The sequence below is a fragment of the Roseomonas genomospecies 6 genome (assembly GCF_008365375.1).
GTDB lineage: Bacteria > Pseudomonadota > Alphaproteobacteria > Azospirillales > Azospirillaceae > Azospirillum.
In genome coordinates this window covers 446257-463840 of record NZ_QOKW01000001.1, presented here as the reverse complement: position 1 = coordinate 463840, position 17584 = coordinate 446257, and the positions used below count along the sequence as shown (strand labels likewise).

Annotated in this window: 13 protein-coding genes and 2 tRNA genes; 2 read left to right on the top strand and 13 right to left on the bottom strand. The window is 70.1% G+C overall.

The window, feature by feature from the left end:
• Positions 1–179: 179 nt before the first annotated feature.
• Positions 180–881, bottom strand: a complete 702-nt coding sequence (locus tag DS843_RS02145) for a glutathione binding-like protein (RefSeq protein WP_149467238.1) — start codon at positions 879–881, stop codon at positions 180–182.
• A 167-nt stretch (positions 882–1048) separates the two neighbouring features.
• Here DS843_RS02145 and DS843_RS31010 point away from each other — a divergent pair, with 167 nt between their 5' ends.
• Positions 1049–1222, top strand: coding sequence for a hypothetical protein (locus DS843_RS31010; RefSeq protein ID WP_167525160.1), 174 nt, complete (start codon positions 1049–1051; stop codon positions 1220–1222).
• 25 nt (positions 1223–1247) lie between these two features.
• Here the strand turns inward: DS843_RS31010 and DS843_RS02140 are convergent, their stop codons facing one another.
• The gene (locus tag DS843_RS02140; RefSeq protein ID WP_149467237.1) at positions 1248–1466 is read right to left on the bottom strand and encodes a hypothetical protein; all 219 of its coding nucleotides are present in this window, start codon (positions 1464–1466) and stop codon (positions 1248–1250) included.
• Positions 1467–1681: 215 nt separating this feature from the next.
• Here DS843_RS02140 and DS843_RS02135 point away from each other — a divergent pair, with 215 nt between their 5' ends.
• Positions 1682–2134 carry a response regulator gene (locus DS843_RS02135; protein ID WP_149467236.1) on the top strand — a complete coding sequence of 151 codons (453 nt, stop codon included), beginning with the start codon at positions 1682–1684 and terminating at the stop codon, positions 2132–2134.
• 51 nt (positions 2135–2185) lie between these two features.
• On the opposite strand, the gene DS843_RS31005 is transcribed toward DS843_RS02135, so the two are convergent.
• From DS843_RS31005 to DS843_RS02090, 11 genes are all read right to left on the bottom strand, one after another.
• Positions 2186–2347 carry a hypothetical protein gene (locus tag DS843_RS31005; RefSeq protein WP_167525159.1) on the bottom strand — a complete coding sequence of 54 codons (162 nt, stop codon included), beginning with the start codon at positions 2345–2347 and terminating at the stop codon, positions 2186–2188.
• A gap of 177 nt (positions 2348–2524) precedes the next feature.
• Positions 2525–3004 (bottom strand): cupin domain-containing protein, encoded by a 480-nt coding sequence (locus DS843_RS02130; protein ID WP_149467235.1) that lies wholly within the window; start codon positions 3002–3004, stop codon positions 2525–2527.
• A gap of 3 nt (positions 3005–3007) precedes the next feature.
• The gene (gene treY, locus DS843_RS02125) at positions 3008–5776 is read right to left on the bottom strand and encodes a malto-oligosyltrehalose synthase (RefSeq protein ID WP_149467234.1); all 2769 of its coding nucleotides are present in this window, start codon (positions 5774–5776) and stop codon (positions 3008–3010) included.
• A 129-nt stretch (positions 5777–5905) separates the two neighbouring features.
• Complete coding sequence (gene treZ, locus DS843_RS02120; RefSeq protein ID WP_149467233.1) at positions 5906–11575, bottom strand: malto-oligosyltrehalose trehalohydrolase; 5670 nt, start codon at positions 11573–11575, stop codon at positions 5906–5908.
• Positions 11576–11655: 80 nt separating this feature from the next.
• Complete coding sequence (locus DS843_RS02115) at positions 11656–11970, bottom strand: hypothetical protein (protein WP_040134427.1); 315 nt, start codon at positions 11968–11970, stop codon at positions 11656–11658.
• A gap of 269 nt (positions 11971–12239) precedes the next feature.
• The gene (locus DS843_RS02110; protein WP_149467232.1) at positions 12240–12491 is read right to left on the bottom strand and encodes a hypothetical protein; all 252 of its coding nucleotides are present in this window, start codon (positions 12489–12491) and stop codon (positions 12240–12242) included.
• 87 nt (positions 12492–12578) lie between these two features.
• Positions 12579–12734: a hypothetical protein gene (locus tag DS843_RS31000; RefSeq protein ID WP_167525158.1), complete on the bottom strand. Its 156-nt coding sequence runs from the start codon at positions 12732–12734 to the stop codon at positions 12579–12581.
• Between the two features lie 65 nt (positions 12735–12799).
• A complete protein-coding gene (locus tag DS843_RS02105; RefSeq protein ID WP_149467231.1) occupies positions 12800–13978 on the bottom strand; it encodes an NAD(P)/FAD-dependent oxidoreductase in 1179 nt (392 codons plus the stop codon).
• 201 nt (positions 13979–14179) lie between these two features.
• Positions 14180–14255: transfer RNA gene (locus DS843_RS02100), tRNA-Ala, on the bottom strand.
• A gap of 31 nt (positions 14256–14286) precedes the next feature.
• Positions 14287–14373, bottom strand: a tRNA-Leu gene (locus DS843_RS02095).
• A 312-nt stretch (positions 14374–14685) separates the two neighbouring features.
• Complete coding sequence (locus DS843_RS02090; RefSeq protein ID WP_286191886.1) at positions 14686–17532, bottom strand: hybrid sensor histidine kinase/response regulator; 2847 nt, start codon at positions 17530–17532, stop codon at positions 14686–14688.
• Positions 17533–17584: the final 52 nt, after the last annotated feature.

Here is a 17584-nt window from a genome sequence, read left to right as displayed (position 1 = left end):
TGCGGCGGGAGGGTGAGGGTACAGCCAAGGATCAGCGCTTCAATCCTCGTACGACCCTCACCCGGCTCTCAGCGGATGCCAATGGCATCCGCCTGTCGCCGTCAGCGCTGGCTTTCAGCCAGCGTGAGAGGCGCCTCTGGCGCCACCCTCTCCCGGGGCGGGAGAGGGGACATTCATCATCACTTCTGAACGTTCGCCGCGGTCTGGCCGAACAGGATCTTCTTGCCCTCGTCGGTGACCGACGGGCGCTTGGCCAGTTCCGCGCCCTTCTCATAGGCGCGGACCGTCGCCGGGCGGGCCTGGATCGATTCGAACCAGCGCTTCAGCTCCGGGAAGTCGGCGAGGTTCTGGCGCTGCCGCTCGTGCGGGACGATCCAAGGGTAGCAGGCCATGTCGGCGATGGTGAGATCGTCCCCCGCGATGAAGGCCCGGCCCGCCAGACGCTTGTTCAGGACGCCGTAGAGGCGGTTGGTTTCCTTCACGTAGCGGTCGATGGCGTAGGGGATCTGTTCGGGCGCGTACTGCACGAAATGGTGGTTCTGCCCGGCCATCGGGCCAAGGCCCCCCACCTGCCAGAACAGCCACTCCAGAACGGTCTTGCGGCCCCGCGGGTCGGCGGGCAGGAATTTGCCGGTCTTTTCCGCCAGATAGGTCAGGATCGCGCCCGATTCGAAGACGGACACAGGCTCCCCGCCGTCCGCCGGGGCGTGGTCCACGATGGCCGGCATGCGGTTGTTCGGGGAGATCGCCAGGAAATCCGGCTTGAACTGGTCGCCGGCCGAGATGTCCACGGGATGGATGGTGTAGTCCAGCCCCGCTTCCTCCAGGAAGAGGGTGATCTTGTGCCCGTTGGGGGTCGGCCAGTAATGGAGGTCGATCATGGCGGTCCTTCCGGTTTGTCTCCGCCCCGAAAAGTGATGGAGCGCGCGGCGTCCGGCAACCCGCGCCACGCGCGCATCAGCCTTCCGGAAGGGGAGGGCGCGGGGCGCAACGCCGCGGCCCCCGGAATGTTGAAGACGGTGAACCGAAAACCGGAACGAGGACCGTCATGACCGACGACCGCAAGACCGACCCGCAGCCCGGCAAGGACGAGGGAATCGACGAGGCCCGCGAGGGTACCGTCAAGCCGGACCAGGGCGGCGAGGCCGAACTGACCGAGAAGGAAGAGCGCAAGCGCGGCGGCGCGAACAAGGCCACGCCGGGCCCCATCTACGACGTGTGAGGCCGGGACCTGCGAGGCCCGCCCGTCACGAGACGAGCGCCAGGGTGGGGTCGGGCGGTACCGGCATGGCGTCTTCCAGCGTCCGGGCCACCTCGTCCAGCGGGGCGGCGACCACCAGCGGTTCGGCACGTCCGGCAAAGGTGATCTCGGTCCGCTCCCCCTCGGTGCCGCGAAGGTACAGGACACCCGCGGCGTTGATCAGGACCGGCGCCCCGGCGCGGTCGGTGAATTCGATGAACTTCATGCAGGTCTCCCACGGAGGTTGCATCGGTCTCGGAATGCTCTAAACACGCAAAGCGGGCGGCGGGTTCGCCCCTCCCCAAGGCTCTGCCCGTTCGGTGCCCCGCCGCCTCGCTCCATTGCGCCGATTCCGCCCCTTGATTGATGCACCGCATCGACAAACATGGGCGCTTCGGGCCAAGCCGGCCCACAGCCGTCCGCCAACAAGGAACAGATGCCGTGAAGTTGCTCGTCGTCGAGGACGATCCGTTGATCGGGCCGGCCATCAAGGCCGTGCTGGAAAACGCCGGTTACACGGTCGTCGGCCCCCTGCGCGACGCCGCCAAGGCGACGCGGCTGGGCGTCCGGGAACAGCCGGATCTCGCGCTGGTGGACGTCTATCTGGCCGGTGGCGAGAATGGGCTGACGCTGGCACGCAAATTGTGGGAGGAGCACAACATCCCCTCCCTGCTCATCACCGGCTTCGATCATCGGGGGGAGGAGGCGCGCGATTTCGCGCTCGGTCTTCTGCGCAAGCCGGTGATGCCCGACGCGCTGGTCGACGCCGTCGGGGCGGTCGGCGAAATCCTGGCGGGGATGCGCCCCTCCTCCATCCCCCCGGCCCTGGAACTGTTCGGCCGGCCCGACCGCGCCTCCGCCACGGGACTCCAGGCCATGCGGCGGCAGGGCTGAGGCCCGAGACCCGCCCTGCCGTTTCCGCTTGCCGTCGTTATCGAAAGGCCGTCAGCGGTCCGGGGAGCTGTCCGGACCGCCCGGCACGGGGGTCTCTGCCGGCTGGGCGGAGTTCTGGGTGGCCGTGGTGGCGGCGGACTGGGTGTCCTGCGGCTTGGCGGCTTCGCCGCCGTTGCTGTGGTCCAGTTCGACCCATTGGCGATGATCGCTCATGCTTGTCTCCCGTCCGTCTGTGGTCGCGTCCCGTGGTGCAGAAATGAGTCCGATTGAGCGCCTCTCGTTGCTCCGGTCGGGCGCCTGTACTTCGGAATAACGCGTGGCGAAGGGATTCGATCAATCCCGACGGAAGAAATCGGATATTTTCCGAGGGTAGCCCTCCCGGAACCCGCTTCAGAAGCCGCCCTGAGCAAGGGTCGGCCCGCCCCGCCGCAACAGCCGCCGGGCCAGCGACAGCGGGGCGCGCAACAGCCGCCGGGCCATGGCGCCGGGGCCGACGGGCTTCTCGATCGCGTAGTATTTGCGGATCGTCTCGCGCACGTCCCAGATGCCGGTGAAGCCCCTGGGAATGACGAAGGCATCGCCCTGCCGGTGTTCCTGCGGCGCGCCGCCCTGGGGGGTGATGACCACCCGCCCGGCCAGCAGAACGCAGAATTCCTCATGCGGCCAGTCGGCCATGGCGATGGTTCCCGGCGTGCACTGCCAAAGCCCGCAGGCGAACCGCCCCCCGCCGCCGTCATACAGGTTCAGGAAGCTCTCTTGAGGCTCGCCGGACAGAACGGTCCCGAAGACCGCGGGCTTGGCGGGGGTGCTCCCGATCAGCCGCGGGTCGATGGGAACGAGGAGCCGGTGCTGTGGCGGGCTGCGGTCCATGCGTCACCCCTCCCGCACGAGAAGGGCGACGGGGAAGTCGCGGAAGAGGTCGGCGGCGGTCACCGCGTCCGCGGCCTCCAGCGTCCCGTCGGTCAGCGCGTTGCGCCAGCGCTGCCCGCGCGGCAGGGGGATGGAGGTATCGCCCCACTCCGGAACCTCGCCCAGCGCTCCCACGAGCCGCGGAGCGGCGACCACGACCGTGTCGTCGCCCAGCCGGCGGGCGAAGGCCACCACATGCTCCGCCCGTTCACCCGCCGCCTCCAGCGGGAGATACTCGCCCGTTGCGAACAGATCGGGGATGGCCGCCCGCAGGGCGAGCGCGCGCCTGGTCAGGGCCAGCTTCACCGCGCCGTCCTGCCAGCGGTTCAACAGGTGGCCGATCTCCGCGCTCTCCACCGTGTCCAGCAGGCGGCGGCGGGAGTCGTAATCCACCGGGCGCCGGTTGTCGGGATCGACGAGGCTGAAGTTCCACAGCTCGCAGCCCTGGTAGATGTCCGGAACGCCGGGGCTGGTCAGCTTCAGGAGCGTCTGGCTCAGCCCGTTGACCATGCCGATGCGGGCGATCCGCGCCTGGAAGGGCAGGAAGGCATCGAAGAAGGCCGTGCTGCGCGTCACGTCCAGCGCGTCGTGGACGAAGCTGGTCATGGCGCCTTCGTAGGCATCGTTGGGAGAGGCCCAGGTGGTGTGGACCTTGGCCTCGCGCATCGACTTCGTCATGGCGCCGACGAGGCGCTCCGCGAACTCCGTCATGGCCTGCGGGTCCAGGCTGGCGGAGTCCGCCCCCGTCAGCTCCGCCGGCCAGGCACCGACGAGGAGCTGGTAGAAGAGATATTCGTCGTTGCGGTCGGGCGGGGCGGTCCCCTCCACGTCTCCGCGGCGGGCGCGCAGCAGGCGGCTCCAGGTCTGGATCTGCCGCTCCCACTCCTCCGGCATCTCCGACAGGGCGTAGAGCCGGGCGCGGGTGTCCTCGCCGCGCTTGGTGTCGTGGGTGGTGCTGGCAAGCATGGCGTGCGGCCAGCGTGCGGCGCGCTCCGCGTTGGCGTGGTGGAAGCTGGCGGTGCTGACCCCGAAATGCTCGGGATGCCCGCCCACCTCGTTCAGGGCGGCCAGCCGGTTGTAGCGGTAGAAGGCGGTGTCCTCCAGCCCCTTGGCCATCACCGGGCCGCTGTACTGCTGGAAGCGCATGGCGAAGCGCAGAACCTGCTGCCGGCTGTAGCCGCTGCGCGGCTGGGCCACCAGATCGGTGGTCAGCAGCCTGTGCAGGAAATCATAGGCGGAGCCGTCGGTGTTCGGATCGGCCTTGCGCGCCTGGGTGATCGCCCAATCGATGCTCCGCCGGTCCAGATCGCTGACGCCGCGCCAGTCCACATAGGTGCGGTAGACGGGGAAGCGGGCGATGGTCTCCTTCAACGCCTGATGCAGGATGTTGGCGGTGAAGTCCGCGGTGCGCGGGTTGGCGCGGGCGATGCGCGACGCCTGCCGGGCCAGAACGTGAAGCTCGCTGGACATCTCGCTGTCCATGATGCGGATTTTGCTGGTCCGCACCACCTCGTCGAAGCTCTCGCGCCGCCCGGTGAAGTCGGCGTAGAGGCGGGTGAAATCCTCCTCGGCGCGGGGGTCCACGAACAGGCCGCCCATCAGGTTGGCGAACTCGTAGCCGGTGGTGCCGTCGATCGGCCAGTCCTCGCGCAGCCGCTCGTGGCGGGCCAGGATCTTCTCGACCACCAGATAGAAGGGCCGCTCCGTCGCCTGGACCAGCCGCTCGCAATAGCCCACGGGGTCGTAGAGGCCGTCGATGTGGTCGATGCGCAGCCCGTCCAGAGTGCCGTCGTCGATCAGTTTGAAGGCCAGACGGTGGGCCACGTCGAACAGCTCCCGCTCCTCCATGCGCAGGCCGGCGAGTTCGTTGATGTTGAAGAAGCGGCGGTAGTTGATGTCGTCCGCCGCCACCTTGAAATAGGCGGCGCGCCAGTTCTGGGCGGCGATCAGGTCGGTCAGGCGGCGCCAGCTTTCCGGCTCCCCCTCCTCGCCGCGGAAGCGCTTCAGCCGGCGCTCCATGGCCTCGGCCACGTCGGGCTTCTCGGAGACCAGCGCGGCCAGTTCGGCCTTCAGGGCGTTGGCGCGGCGGATTTGGTGGGGGCGCACCTGATCGAGATGGCGGAAGGCGTCGCCGATGCGCTCCAGGTCGGGGTGGTCGTCGCCCAGGATCGCGCCGTAGTCGGCGGGCCGCACCGGCAGCTTGTGGGTGCCGTAGGCCCAGACGGCGAAGCCGCCCGCCTCCGGGTCGAAGCGCAGCTCCAGCCCGCCGGATTCCAGAACGGCGCCGAACTGGTCGCCCAGCAGGGGCACCAGCACCTTGCCGTGCAGGTAGCGGCGGTCGGGTTCCCATTCGATGTCGAAATAGCCGGCGTAGGGGCTGTCCGGCCCCCATTCCAGAACGTCCAGCCACCAGCCGTTGTCGGACCCGCCGACACCCATGTGGTTCGGCACGAAATCGAGGATCTGGCCAAGCCCGTTGCGCTTCAGCGCCTCCACCATGCCGTGGAAGGACTCCTCGCTGCCCAGCTCCGGGTTCAGGGCGTTGTGGTCCACGATGTCGTAGCCGTGGGTGCTGCCGGGCCGCGCCTTCATGTAGGGCGAGGCGTAGAGGTGGCTTATTCCCAGCCGCGCCATGTAGTCGGCGATTCCGGCGGTGCGGTCGAAGCCGAACTCGGCGCGCAACTGCACGCGGTAGGTGGCCAGGGGTATCGGCTTTTCGGCGTCCGCCGCCATGGATTGGTCTCCTGGATCAGGAACTGCGTGAGGCCCTCTCCCGTCCCGGGAGAGGGAGGGACCCGCCGCGAAGCGGCGGGAGGGTGAGGGTGCCGGTGACGGTCAAAGGGCTGATCCTTGGCTGTACCCTCACCCGGCCGCTCCGCGGCCACCCTCTCCCGGGGCGGGCGAGGGGCGGGAGGCCACCGCCGCCGGGCGGGCGGCGGCCATGATGGCGGCGATGGCGCCGGCCTGCGGGCAGTCGGCCATGTCCTCCAGCCCGAGGCGCAGCTTGCGGCGCCAGTTGGGGTACTGATCCACCGTGCCCGGCAGGTTCACCTGCTCCAGCTCGCCGGTCAGGTCGTCCATCTGGACCATGGCGATGGCGGAGCCGGTGCGGGCCAGGAAGGCGTGCACCGCGTGGCCCAGCGCCTCGCTGTAGGGGCTGTCGGGGCCGAAGCTGGCGGGCAGCGGCAGGAAGGCGGCGGCCAGCGCCTCCAGAAGGCGGGCGCGTTCGGCCTTGCGGCGGTCGCGCTGGCGCTCGGCCTCGCCCGCCTCGGGGTACAGGCCGCGCTCCTCCTTCAGAGTGATGTCATGCCCCTCCCACCAGCCACGGAGCGTGGCGAGGTCGTGGCTACCCACCGTGGCGAGCGCCGCGTAGGGGTAGTCGTCGGGACCGCGGAATCCGCCATCCTCGGTCCATTCGAAGAACATCACCCGGTAACTCAGGACACCCGCCTCCGTCATGCGCTCCCGGAATCCCTCGGGCACCGTGCCCAAATCCTCGCCGACGACGAGGCAACGGTTGCGCTGGCTTTCCAGGGCCAGGATTCCGAGGAGGTCGTCCATCGGGTAGGCGACATAGGCCCCTTCGGAGGGCGGGTGCCCCTCCGGTATCCAATAGACGTGCTGGAGCGCCATGGCGTGGTCGATGCGCAGCGCCCCGGCGTGGCGCATGTTGGCGCGCAGAAGCTCGATGAAGCGGGCATAGCCGCCCTCGCGCAGCGCGTGGGGATGGAAGGGCGGCAGGCCCCAGTCCTGGCCGGCGGGGTTGAACAGGTCGGGCGGGGCGCCGACATGCGCCTTCGCCACCACCACATGCGGGTCGGCCCAGGTCTCCGCCCCGCCGCTGTCGGCCCCGACGGCGAGGTCGCGGAAGAAACCCACGGCCATGCCGCGCTCCCGCGCCCGCTCCGCCGCCGCCTGCAACTGGCCGTCGGCCAGCCATTGCAGCCAGACGAAGAAGTCGATGCGCTCGCGCCGCTCCTCCGCGAAGCGGCGGACGGCGGGGGAGGCGGCGTCCCGGAACTCCTCCGGCCACTGGCGCCAGTCGGGCCTGCCGTCCTTGGCGAAGCGCTCGCGCAGGGCCTGGAAGGTGCAGAAGCGGTCCAGCCCCTCGCCCAGATCGGCCCGGAAGGCGTCCAGCGCCCGCCGCCGCTCCGCGCTGCCGTCCTTCCGGAAATGGGCGAACAGCCGTTCTAGGATCGGCAGCTTCAGCGCCGCCACGGCGGCGTAATCGACCAGCGGGGCGGCCTCCGCCGCCTGAACGGCACGAATGAAATCGTCCGACGCGATCATGCCGCGGGCCTCGGCGCAGCCCATCAGTTCCGGCACCGCAAGAACGTCGATGTAGAGCGGGTTGAGGAACAGGCGGCTGGCCGGGGAATAGGGGCTGGCCTGTTCGGGCCGGTCGAGGAACAGGGCGTGCAGCGGGTTCAGCCCGACGATGCCCGCCCCGCGCGCCGCCGCCATCTCCGCCACGTTGACGAGGTCGCCGAAATCGCCGATCCCCCAATCTCCGGCGCAGCTCAGGGCGTAGAGCTGCACCGACAGGCCCCAGATCCGCTCGCCCATCTGGAGCGGGGCGGGCAGGTGGCAGGTGGCGGGTGCGGCGATCACCGTCGTCTCCAGGCCGGGGTGCTCCGCCCGCAGGCCCTCCACGTCCAGCCGCAGCCGGTGATAGCCGGGGGGCGCCGCCGCGCCGAGGTCGAGGCGCCGCACCTCGAAATTCTGCTCATCGGCACCCGCCTTGCGGACCAGCGGCAGGTCGCCGAAATCGGCCTCGCCGGTCCGGTCGCCCCCGTCTTCCAGCGCCAGGGTCCAGCGCAGGTTCCCGGTGCCTTCCGGCAGGGTGACGGTGACGGCGAAGGGCGGGCGGTCGACGCGCAGCACGGCCACGGGGGGCAGGGGGCGGGACAGTTCGCGCCGGTCCAACGCCTCCAGCGCCGTCGCCGGGTCGTCCGCGTCCACCTCCATGGCCGCCAGAAGCGCGCGGATGGTGCCCTCCGACGCCTGGACGGTCTCCCCCGACGCGCCGGTGTAGTGCGTCTCGATTCCCATCCGCTCGCCGAGCCGGTCGAGCGCCGTCGTCTCCTCGATGGTCCACAGGACGGACAGCGGCGCCAGGGCGTCACCGTCGAGACCGTCGCCTTCCGCCCAGAGGACGCGGCCCTTCGCCTCGCCCATGCCCTCCACGGGCGCGTCGGACAGGTTGGCGAACAGATGCAGCCGGCTGCCGTCGCCCAGCCGCCAGGACACGCGGATGCCCCGCCCGTCGATCACCTCGTGGGAGGCGGCACCGCCGGGCGCGTTCTCCAGCCGGGGCGCGATCTCCTTGCGGCGGACGGCCAGGATGCGGCGGTACCAGGCCAGCCACTCCCCGTGCTCGCCTTTGTCGCGGCCATCACAATCCAGCTTGTCCCAATCCAGCTTGGCCGACCGGAAGGTTTCGGGCGCGGTCGGGTCGGGGATGCGGTCGCGGGTCGCCGGGTCCTGGAATTCGGGGAACTTGGCGAACTCCTCCCGCCGGCCGTTGCGCACGGCCTCCGCCAACTCGTCGGCGAAGTCGCAGAAGAAGGGGAAGGGGCGGTCGGACGCCCATTCCTCGCCCATGAACAGCATCGGGATGCCCGGCCCCAGCAGATAGAGCGCGGTCGCCGCCCGCACCGCCTCCGTCCGGGAGAAGCGGGTGATCCGGTCCCCGAAGGCGCGGTTGCCGATCTGGTCGTGGTTCTGGATGAAGGTGACGAAGGCTGTGGGCGGCAGATGCGCCGACGGCTCCCCGCGCGCCCCGCCCCCGCGGTAGGAGGAGGCGTGCCCCTGGAAGGCGAAGCCCTCCGCCATGGCGCGGGCCAGCTTCACCGCGTCGTCCGCGTAGTCGGCGTAATAGCCGCTGGACTCGCCGGACGCCCAGACATGCAGGCAATGGTGCAGGTCGTCGTTCCACTGCGCGGTGTGCCAGCGCGGGTCGCCCTCCGGATGGCGCTCCAGCAGATGGGCTTCGTTCTCGTCGTTCTCCAGAACGAGATGGACGTGGCGGCGGCCCCGCACGGCGTCGTGAACGCGCTCCGCAAGCTCCTGAAGAAACAGCTTGTCGCTGTCGTCGAGGATGGCGTGGACCGCGTCGAAGCGCAGCCCGTCCATGTGGAACTCCTCGATCCAATAGAGCGTGTTGTGGATGAAGTAGTCGCGCACCGTGGCGTTGCGCGGCCCGTCCACGTTGATGGCGTCGCCCCAGGGCGTCTTGTGCCGGTCGGTGAAGAAGGCTTTGGCGTAGGCGTGGAGGTAGTTCCCGTCCGGGCCGAAATGGTTGTAGACGACGTCGAGGAAGACCATCAGCCCCTTGGCGTGGGCGGCGTCCACCAGCGCCTTCAGATCCTCCGGGCGGCCATAGGCGGCGTCCGGGGCGTAGGGCAGAACCCCGTCGTAGCCCCAGTTGCGCGAACCGGGAAAATCGGCCACCGGCAACAGCTCGATGGCGGTGACGCCCAGTTCCACGAGGTGGTCGAGCTTGTCGATGGCGGCGCGGAAGGTGCCTTCCTCGGTGAAGGTACCGATGTGAAGCTCGTAGAGCACCGTCTCGTGCCAGGGGCGCCCGGTCCAGGCGGCGTCGGACCAGCGGTAGACGGTGGGGTCGATCACCTCGCTCGGCCCGTGCACGTCCTCCGGCTGGTGGCGGGACGCCGGATCGGGCACGCGCAGCCCGTCGGGAAGCTCGAACCGGTAGCGGGTACCCGCCTGGGCCTGGGCGGTGGTCCATTCGAACCAGCCGTCGGCCCGCCGCACCATGGGCAGCAGGGCCTGGGTGTCCTCCAGCCACAGCGAGATCTGCTCGGTCCCCGGCGCCCACAGGGTGAAGCGGACGGAGCCGTCGGGCTGCACCTGCGCGCCGAAGGGCATGGCGTGGGCGCGGGCCTCGCCGAGGCGGGTGGCGCCGGGGGCGGCCAGCCCGACCGGGCCGGACGCGCGGTCGGCCACCTCCGGCCCGGCGTCGGCGCCCAGGATTCCGATGGCGCCGGCCAGCGGGATCGCCAGCCAATCGGGCCGGTTCGCCAACTCGTACCCGATCTCGTAGAACGCCTTTTCCAACAGGAAAAGTTTCAAGAGCTGCGTGGCCGTGGCGGGATCGGCGGGCCAGCCGGGGCAATCCCCGATGGCCTCGCGGTAGCCGGCGACGAAGGCGGACGCCGCCTCCCCCTCCCACCAGTTCAGCCAGGCGGTGCGCGCGCCGCGTGCCGCCTCGTCCAGATCCTCGGGCAACGCGGCCCGCGCCCCGGCGGCGGCGTAGGTGATGGAACGCAGCATCCCCGCCACGTCGCGCATGATGCAATGCTTGGCCCGCCGCTCCGCCAGCGGGCGCATCGGCTCGCCCTCGAAATCGACGATGAACAGGTCGTCCTTGCCGGCCAGCACCTGCCCCAGATGGAAGTCGCCGTGCAGGCGCATGGCGCAGAAGTCGCCGCGCGGCGGAGTCAGCGTGGTGATCTGGCGCATCACCGTGGCCTCGCTGTCGGCCAGGGAGGCGGCGTAGGGCGCGACGTCCGCGTTCAGCCGCGGGGCCGCCTCGCGCAACTGGCCAAGCACGCGGCGGGCGAGGGTGCGCACACCGTCCGCCCAACTCTTCAGCATGGCGGGCGTCACCGGTTCCGGCGTGAAGGCGTCGCCGCCGCCGGGGGTTGCGAGCGCCCGGTGCATCTCCGCCGTGCGGCGGCCCAGACGGCGCATGAAGGTCATCAGGGCGATGTCGTCCGACGTCTCGTCGTCGAAGCGTTCGACGCGCTCTGTGAGTATGGCGGTGACGTGGTTCCAGGCATCGCGTGCGTCGGGAACCAGTTCCTGGAGGATGCACAGGGTGGCGGCGTCCCCGTCGCCCGTGCGCTCCACCCAGCCCAGCAGGGCCGGGGTGTTGCGGAAGTTGGCGACCTCCGTCAGGAAGCGCCCGACCTCCAGCTCCGGATGAGTGCCGGATTCCAGCTTGCGCAGCCCCTTCAGGATCGCGGCGTCGCCGACGCGGACGGAGGTGTTGGATTGCTCCGCGCCCGTCCAGCGCAGCGGGGCGCCGCCGTCCAGCGCGCCCTTGACGGATTCGAACGCACGGCTGCGCCCGAAGCGCAGGCCGCCGCTCTCCCCGCCCTTGCGGATGCCGTCGAGCAGGGCGCGCACCACCTCCTCGTCGCCGTAGCCGTCGCGCAGAGCCCCGGCCCAGGGAAGCGCTCCGGGGCCGGCGATGGCGAAGGGGTCGGAATCGTCAGCCTTGCCGCCGCGGTCGAGCACGAGGGGAAGCTGGTAGAGCTGCGGCTCCCGCCCCGGCGGCTCCACCCGCAGCAGGCAGAGCTGCGCCGAACCGGAGGCGAGGGGAAGGGGCAGGGCATCGACGATGCGCACTTTGGGCGTGCCGGCGTCCTTGGCGGCGTACCAGCGCCGCCCGGTGAGGAAGCCGGGAAGCAGCTTGTCCTGAAGCAGGGACAGGGCCTCGCCCTCGATGGGGCCGGGAAAGGCGTTCGGGCCGAGAAAGGCATTTGGATTGGGCGCGGTCGGCAAGACACATCTCCCCTGTTGGGCGGCACGGCTCGCACAACAACGGGGGCGGTGCGGTGTTCCTCCCACCTAACCTTAGGTGGCTAACCGTCGGACATGCGCGGATGATGGGGCAGGCGGCCCAGCCGGCCGATCCGTTCGGCCAGTTGCAGCGCCTCCACCACATCGTCGAGCCGCCCGCACTGCATCAGCGTGTGCGCATGGGTGTTCAGCGCGGCGACCACCGCGCGTTCGTCGGACACGCCGTCGGCCGGGCGCCCCTCGCGGTCGAGGATGACCGCGCCGAGCGCGGCCAGCGCCTCCGCCGACAGATTCACGGCGTCGAGCATCGCCGCGTCGTCCTTTTCCGCGGCGTTCAGCACGGGTTCCAGCACCTCGGCGAGCAACCGGGGATTCATGAAGGCGGGCTCCTGACGGCGTCTGTGCGGTAAAACACTGCAGATGGCCCGTTGTGCCGCCGCCGCAAGCCGATGCCCCGTCACCTGAACGGGAGGTAGAGGGCGCTTACGTCCTTCAAAATCCCCTCTCCCCTCTGGGGAGAGGGTTAGGGTGAGGGGGTTGCGCGTGGCGGCACGTCCGGCAAAAGCGCATCCCCCTCACCGGCCCTTTGGGCCACCCTCTCCCCAGGGGGGAGAGGGCTAAGACTGAATTGGGAGGTAGAGGGCGCTTACGCCTCCAACACGGATTCGACCTCCGACAGGTCGCTCAGCCGGCGGGCCAGCTTGTCCGTGCATTGGATTTCCAGGATGCCGAAACCGGCGTTGGGGGCGATGGCGTGCAGGTCGCCGGCCATGCCGTTCTGGCTGGCGAAGCGCTTGACCCGATCCACCATGGCGTCGCGCTCGGGCCGGCCCGGACGCAGGCCGGGCAGGGGGCGGATGAACAGGACCTTGTAGCGTTTGAACATGGCATGGGCCATGGGAGGGGCACCCGGCCTGGTTGGAGAAGGACGCGCCTGGGGATGTGGCACGTCCTCCCCCGCCGGTGCAAGCCCCTCCGGCGTCGTTTACTTCTTCGGCGGCTCCACGTTCTCCGCACCCTTGCGGGTGCCGCCGAAGCGGTCGGCGCCCTTGGCGTCGGGGGCATCCGGCTTCTTGTGGTTGCCGGTGTTCTGCTGGTCGTCGGTGTGCTTGACGGTCTCTTCGGTGTGGGGCTGCTTCATCGCGGGGCCTCATGCTCCGTTCGGAAAGGTCACCCCATCAACCCGCCGGGCCGGCGCCCGTTCCCTCAGATCACATTCGTCTCCAGCAGGGGGCGGTTCTCCACCAATCGCTCATAGGCGAAGGCCGACAGGTTCAGACTGCGGTAGGCGCCGGTGGCGATCAGCTCCGCCAGCCCGCGCCCGGCGCCCGGCGCCTGCTGCAGCCCATGGCCGCTGAAGCCGTTGCAGAACAGGAAGTTGCGAAGCTCCGGGTGCGGCCCGATGACGGCGTTCTGGTCGATCTCGTTGTATTCGTAGAAACCGGCCCAGGCGTTGGTGACCTTGATCGCCTCGAAGGCGGGGACGCGCTCGGCCAGCGCCGGCCACATCGTCTCCTCGAACAGGTCGTGGTCCACCGTCAGGTCGTCGGTGTCCGGATCGCGGTCCGCGGGCGGCGGGGCGCCGCAGATGAACTGCTTGCCCTCGGGCCGGAACCACACGCCGGAGGGGTCGATGACCAGCGGGCAGCCGGGAAGCTCCTCGCGGCAGTCGAACACGAAGACGCAGCGCTTGCGCGCCGACACCGGCAGCTCCAGCCCGGCCATGGTCGCGACGCGGCGCGCCTGCGGCCCGGCGGCGTTGACCGCCACTCCGCAGGACAGCCGCCGCCCGTCGGCCAGCCGCACCGCCGCGACCTTGCCGTCGGCGGTCTCGATGCCCGCGACCTCCCCGGCGATCATGGCGACACCCAGCGCCTTGGCCTTGCGGCGGAAGGCCTGCATCAGGCTGTAGCCGTCGAACCACCCCTCACCCGACAGGCCCAGGGAGCCGAGCGCGATCCCCTCCACCGACAGCCAGGGGAAGCGGGCGGCCAGTTCCTCCGGCGCGAGCAGGGCGACATCGGCCCCGCAGGAAAGCTGGATGGCGTTGTTCCGGCGCAGGATATCCGCCCCGGCCCCGGTCGCCAGATAAAGATAGCCCGGCTCCCGCAGGCCCAGATCCACCGCGTCGCCGTCCACGGACAGATGCTCCGTCGCGTTGCGGATGAAGGACAGGCCGAACTGCGACAGGGCGATGTTGGCCGGGGTCGAGAACTGCTGCCGGATGGAGCTGGCCGAAAGCGCGGAGGAGGCGCGCTGGTAGGTCGGGTCCCGCTCCACCACCGCCACGCTTCCACCGAAACCGGGGTCGCTCGCCAGGAAATAGGCAACCGCGCAGCCCATCACACCGCCGCCGACGATCACGACGTCGTACCGATCCGTCATCAAACGCTCCCTGTCCCTTGCATGACCATTCCACCTCCAGGGGTGTGCAGGGGCCTGATCGGGCAAGCCCTTCTCCCCCGGTAGGAGACGGTCAGGATGAGGGGTGCGCGGCGGGGCCGCAAGTGCGAAGCGGTTCCATTCCGGATGCGTGCCGGCGGAAATGGAAAAGCCGGCAACCCGTCGGGGTTGCCGGCTTCATGATGGTGGAGCCAAGGAGGATCGAACTCCTGACCTCTACAATGCCATTGTAGCGCTCTCCCAGCTGAGCTATGGCCCCACTTTATGATCAGACCAACACCGAGAAGTGTTGGTGCGCTTGGAGGGACTCGAACCCCCACGGCCTTTCAGCCACTAGGACCTGAACCTAGCGCGTCTACCAATTCCGCCACAAGCGCATCGTCTGCTCTTTGTCCCGCATCCCTTGGGGTGACGCGGGAGCGCCGATATAGCCGGGCCTCGGGCGTAGCTCAAGCAGAATCGTCAGCGGCCATCATTTTTTCGGAGAGGGGCGCCGTTCCCCTCGGCGCACCCCGGACGCGCCACAGGCTACGACTTTCCCACTTTCGCGCAGGGTGGGCGCCGCTGCTACTCTGACTTTGCCCCAAGGGCGTGTGCCTCCCTGTTTTGCACCTCAAGGGCCCGCCGTTCATCCGGACGGCGGGCCGCTTTCTTTCCGGGTGCCGCGGACGTCCCGCGGGGATCAGACGCTACGCCTCCGTTCCGACGCTCTCCGCCGCCGCCGCCGCGCGCTTCGCCATGGACCGGTCCAGCACGCGCCGGAGCTGGCGTGGAGTCACGGGTTTGCGGACCACCTCCAGCCCGTGGGCGGCGGCGTCCGTCTCGCATTCCGGGCCGGCCTCCCCGGTCAGGATCATGGCCGGCACGTCCCACCCGGCCAGGGCGCGGATGGACAGCACCGCCTCCGTTCCCACGCGCCCCTCGCGCAGGCGGTAATCGACGAGCATCACGTCGGGCATGCGGCCATCCGCCTCGACCTTCGCCACCGCCTCGTCGGTGGAGCCGGCGATCAGCACCTCGTACCCCCATTCGCGGAACATGTCCTGAAGCCCCAGCAGGACGATGGCGTCGTCGTCCACCAGAAGGGCGCGCGGCGCCTCGGTCCCTCCGGTGAAGGGGGATTCGGTCATCGGCGGCGGGGGCGGCGGCGCTTCCACCGCGGCCAGGGGAACGGTGACGCCGAAGACGGAACCGCGGCCCGGCTGGGACCTCACCTCCACCGGATGGTCGAGGATCGACGACAGGCGCTGCACGATGGCGAGCCCCAACCCGAGACCGCGCGCCCGGTCCCGCTCCGGGTTGTTGATCTGGTGGAACTCCGCGAAGATGTTGGTCAACTGGTCCGGCGGGATGCCGATGCCGGTGTCGCTGATCTCGATCCGCGCCCGGTCCTCCTTCGTGCGGACGGCGATCTGCACCGCCCCGCGTTCCGTGTACTTGACGGCGTTCTCCAGAAGGTTGCGCACCATGCGGCCGAGCAGAACGCGGTCGCTGCGCACCGTCACCGACCGGTCCTGCACGATGCGGAAGGCCAGCTTCTTGCTTTCCAGGATCGGCGCGTAGGAGGCGGCGATCTCGTCCAGCAGCCCGTTCAGCGCGAAGGGCTCCACCCGCGGGTCGACGGCCCCGGCGTCCAGCCGCGACACGTCCAGCAGGCTGTCCAACAGCCCCTTCAGCGTGTCCAGGCCACGCTCCAGCATCTCCAGGCTGCGCTGGCCCTGCTCGTCGCGGATGAAGCGGTGCAGGATGCCGGTGAACAGGAACATGGACTGCATCGGCTGGCGCAGATCGTGGCTGGCCGCGGCGAGGAACTTCGACTTGGCGCGGTTGGCCTCGTCGGCCTCCTCCTTCGCCTGCTGGAGCGCGAGTTCCATCGCCTTGCGCTCCCCGACGTCGCGCAGCGTGCAGATCGCCAGGGTCACCCGCCCGTCGGCGTCGCGGACCGGGGTGGCGCTGACCGACAGGGTCATCGCGCTGCCGTCGGGGTGGGTGTAGGGCATGTCCTCCTGCTCCACCGTCTCGCCTTTCAGCAGGGCGCGGGAGAGCGGGCAGCGCCCCGCGCCGAAGCAGGCGCCCCCATCGCAGCCCTTCCGGTTGCCGCATTCGGAGCCGACGATGGGCGGCGGCGGGCCGCCGAGCAGGCGAAGCGCCGTGTCGTTGACCTTGACCACGCGCCCCGTCGGCGCCTCCGCGACCAGCAGGCCGGAGGGGAGATGGTCCAGCACCGCCTCCAGCAGGCTCCGCTCCGCCTCCAACTGCCGGGTGAGGAGCGTTCGCTCGTCCTCCAGCCGCCGGCGCTCCGTGGCGTCCCGGAAATAGAGGGCCAGCCCCTTGCGCGAGGGGAAGGCGCGGACGGCGAACCAGACGCCGCTGCGCGGCCCCCGGGTTTCGAACTCCACCGCCTCCCGGTTCTCCATGGCCTGTTGCAGGGTCCGCCCGGCGTCGCCGGCCATCAGTTCCGCGAAGGCCTCCCGCCCGTTCCGGCCCACGGCGCTTCCCGCGTCGGGCAGGAGCGCGCGCGCCCGTTCGTTGACGAAGACGATCCGCCAGGACCGGTCGAGTTCGGCCACGGCGTCCGTCGTGCTCTCCAGGACCGACGCCTTCTCGACCACGGTTTCCAGCATCCGTTCGCGCACGCGCAGGAACTGCCGCATGCCCCAGGCCGCCCCCAGGCAGGTCAGAAGGAGCACGCCGCCGAACAGGACCAGAGAGAAGCCCATGCTGTCCAGAACCGGGCGCATCGCCGCGTCGCGGTCGATTCCGATGGCGATCATCGACTCGCGGCTGCCGGTGTCCAGGGGGGCCGAGGCCACCATCCGCTCCACCCCGTCGAGGTCGAAGGAGGCCACCGACCGCGAGCCCCGCGCCTCCCGCATGGCCTGGAGCATGGGGGTGGGCAGGGGGCCGCCGATGGCCTCGGGCATCTCCGGCAGGCGCGCCACCGCGTTTCCCTGGCGGTCGGCGATCACCATCTCCATGCCCGCGGGAAGGGAGCGCCCGCCCAAATTCTCCTCCAGCCAGCGGGCGTCCAGGAGCACCGTCACCACGCCTCCCGCCTGGCCGCCGGGTTGGCCTCCCGCCGCGCCGTCCTCGGACGGATAGGCGAGCCGGAAGGGCAGGATCGGGCGGTTGTCGGAATAGCGCAGCCCATACTCGCCCGTGATCAGCGCGCCGGTGGCCAGCGCGTTCTGGAAGGTGCGGATGCCGCCGAGATCGACGCCCAGGGAGACCGGATCGGTCGCGCACCACACCCGGCCCTGCCGGTCGGCCACCTCCACCGACAGATAGGCCGGGTAGCGGGCGCGCAGCCGGTCCATGGTGTCCTGGCAGGCCGGCGACCCCGCCTGCGGCACACCGGATTCGACGATCGTCGCCAGCACCTGCCGCGCCTCCGCGGCGATGCGCTGCTGCTCGGCGTCCAACAGATCGAGAAGGCGAAGCGTTTCGTTCCGTACCTCGTTCTCCCGATCCTGGCGCAGGCTGTTCTGCGTCGTGAACTGAAGAGCGGCGAGCGGCACGACGGCGGCGACGAGCAAGAGAAACAGTCGCAGATAGTGGGGCATCGCCAAGGAAATTTGATGAGGGATG

Bases quoted from the DNA above. Each gene is read 5' to 3' on its own strand.
- DS843_RS02140 (WP_149467237.1), bottom strand. From the start codon at position 1,466: ATGAAGTTCATCGAATTCACCGACCGCGCCGGGGCGCCGGTCCTGATC.
- DS843_RS31010 (WP_167525160.1), top strand. From the start codon at position 1,049: ATGACCGACGACCGCAAGACCGACCCGCAGCCCGGCAAGGACGAGGGA.
- DS843_RS31005 (WP_167525159.1), bottom strand. From the start codon at position 2,347: ATGAGCGATCATCGCCAATGGGTCGAACTGGACCACAGCAACGGCGGC.
- DS843_RS31000 (WP_167525158.1), bottom strand. From the start codon at position 12,734: ATGAAGCAGCCCCACACCGAAGAGACCGTCAAGCACACCGACGACCAG.
- treY (WP_149467234.1), bottom strand. From the start codon at position 5,776: ATGGCGGCGGACGCCGAAAAGCCGATACCCCTGGCCACCTACCGCGTG.
- DS843_RS02115 (WP_040134427.1), bottom strand. From the start codon at position 11,970: ATGAATCCCCGGTTGCTCGCCGAGGTGCTGGAACCCGTGCTGAACGCC.
- DS843_RS02130 (WP_149467235.1), bottom strand. From the start codon at position 3,004: ATGGACCGCAGCCCGCCACAGCACCGGCTCCTCGTTCCCATCGACCCG.
- DS843_RS02105 (WP_149467231.1), bottom strand. From the start codon at position 13,978: ATGACGGATCGGTACGACGTCGTGATCGTCGGCGGCGGTGTGATGGGC.
- DS843_RS02145 (WP_149467238.1), bottom strand. From the start codon at position 881: ATGATCGACCTCCATTACTGGCCGACCCCCAACGGGCACAAGATCACC.
- DS843_RS02110 (WP_149467232.1), bottom strand. From the start codon at position 12,491: ATGGCCCATGCCATGTTCAAACGCTACAAGGTCCTGTTCATCCGCCCC.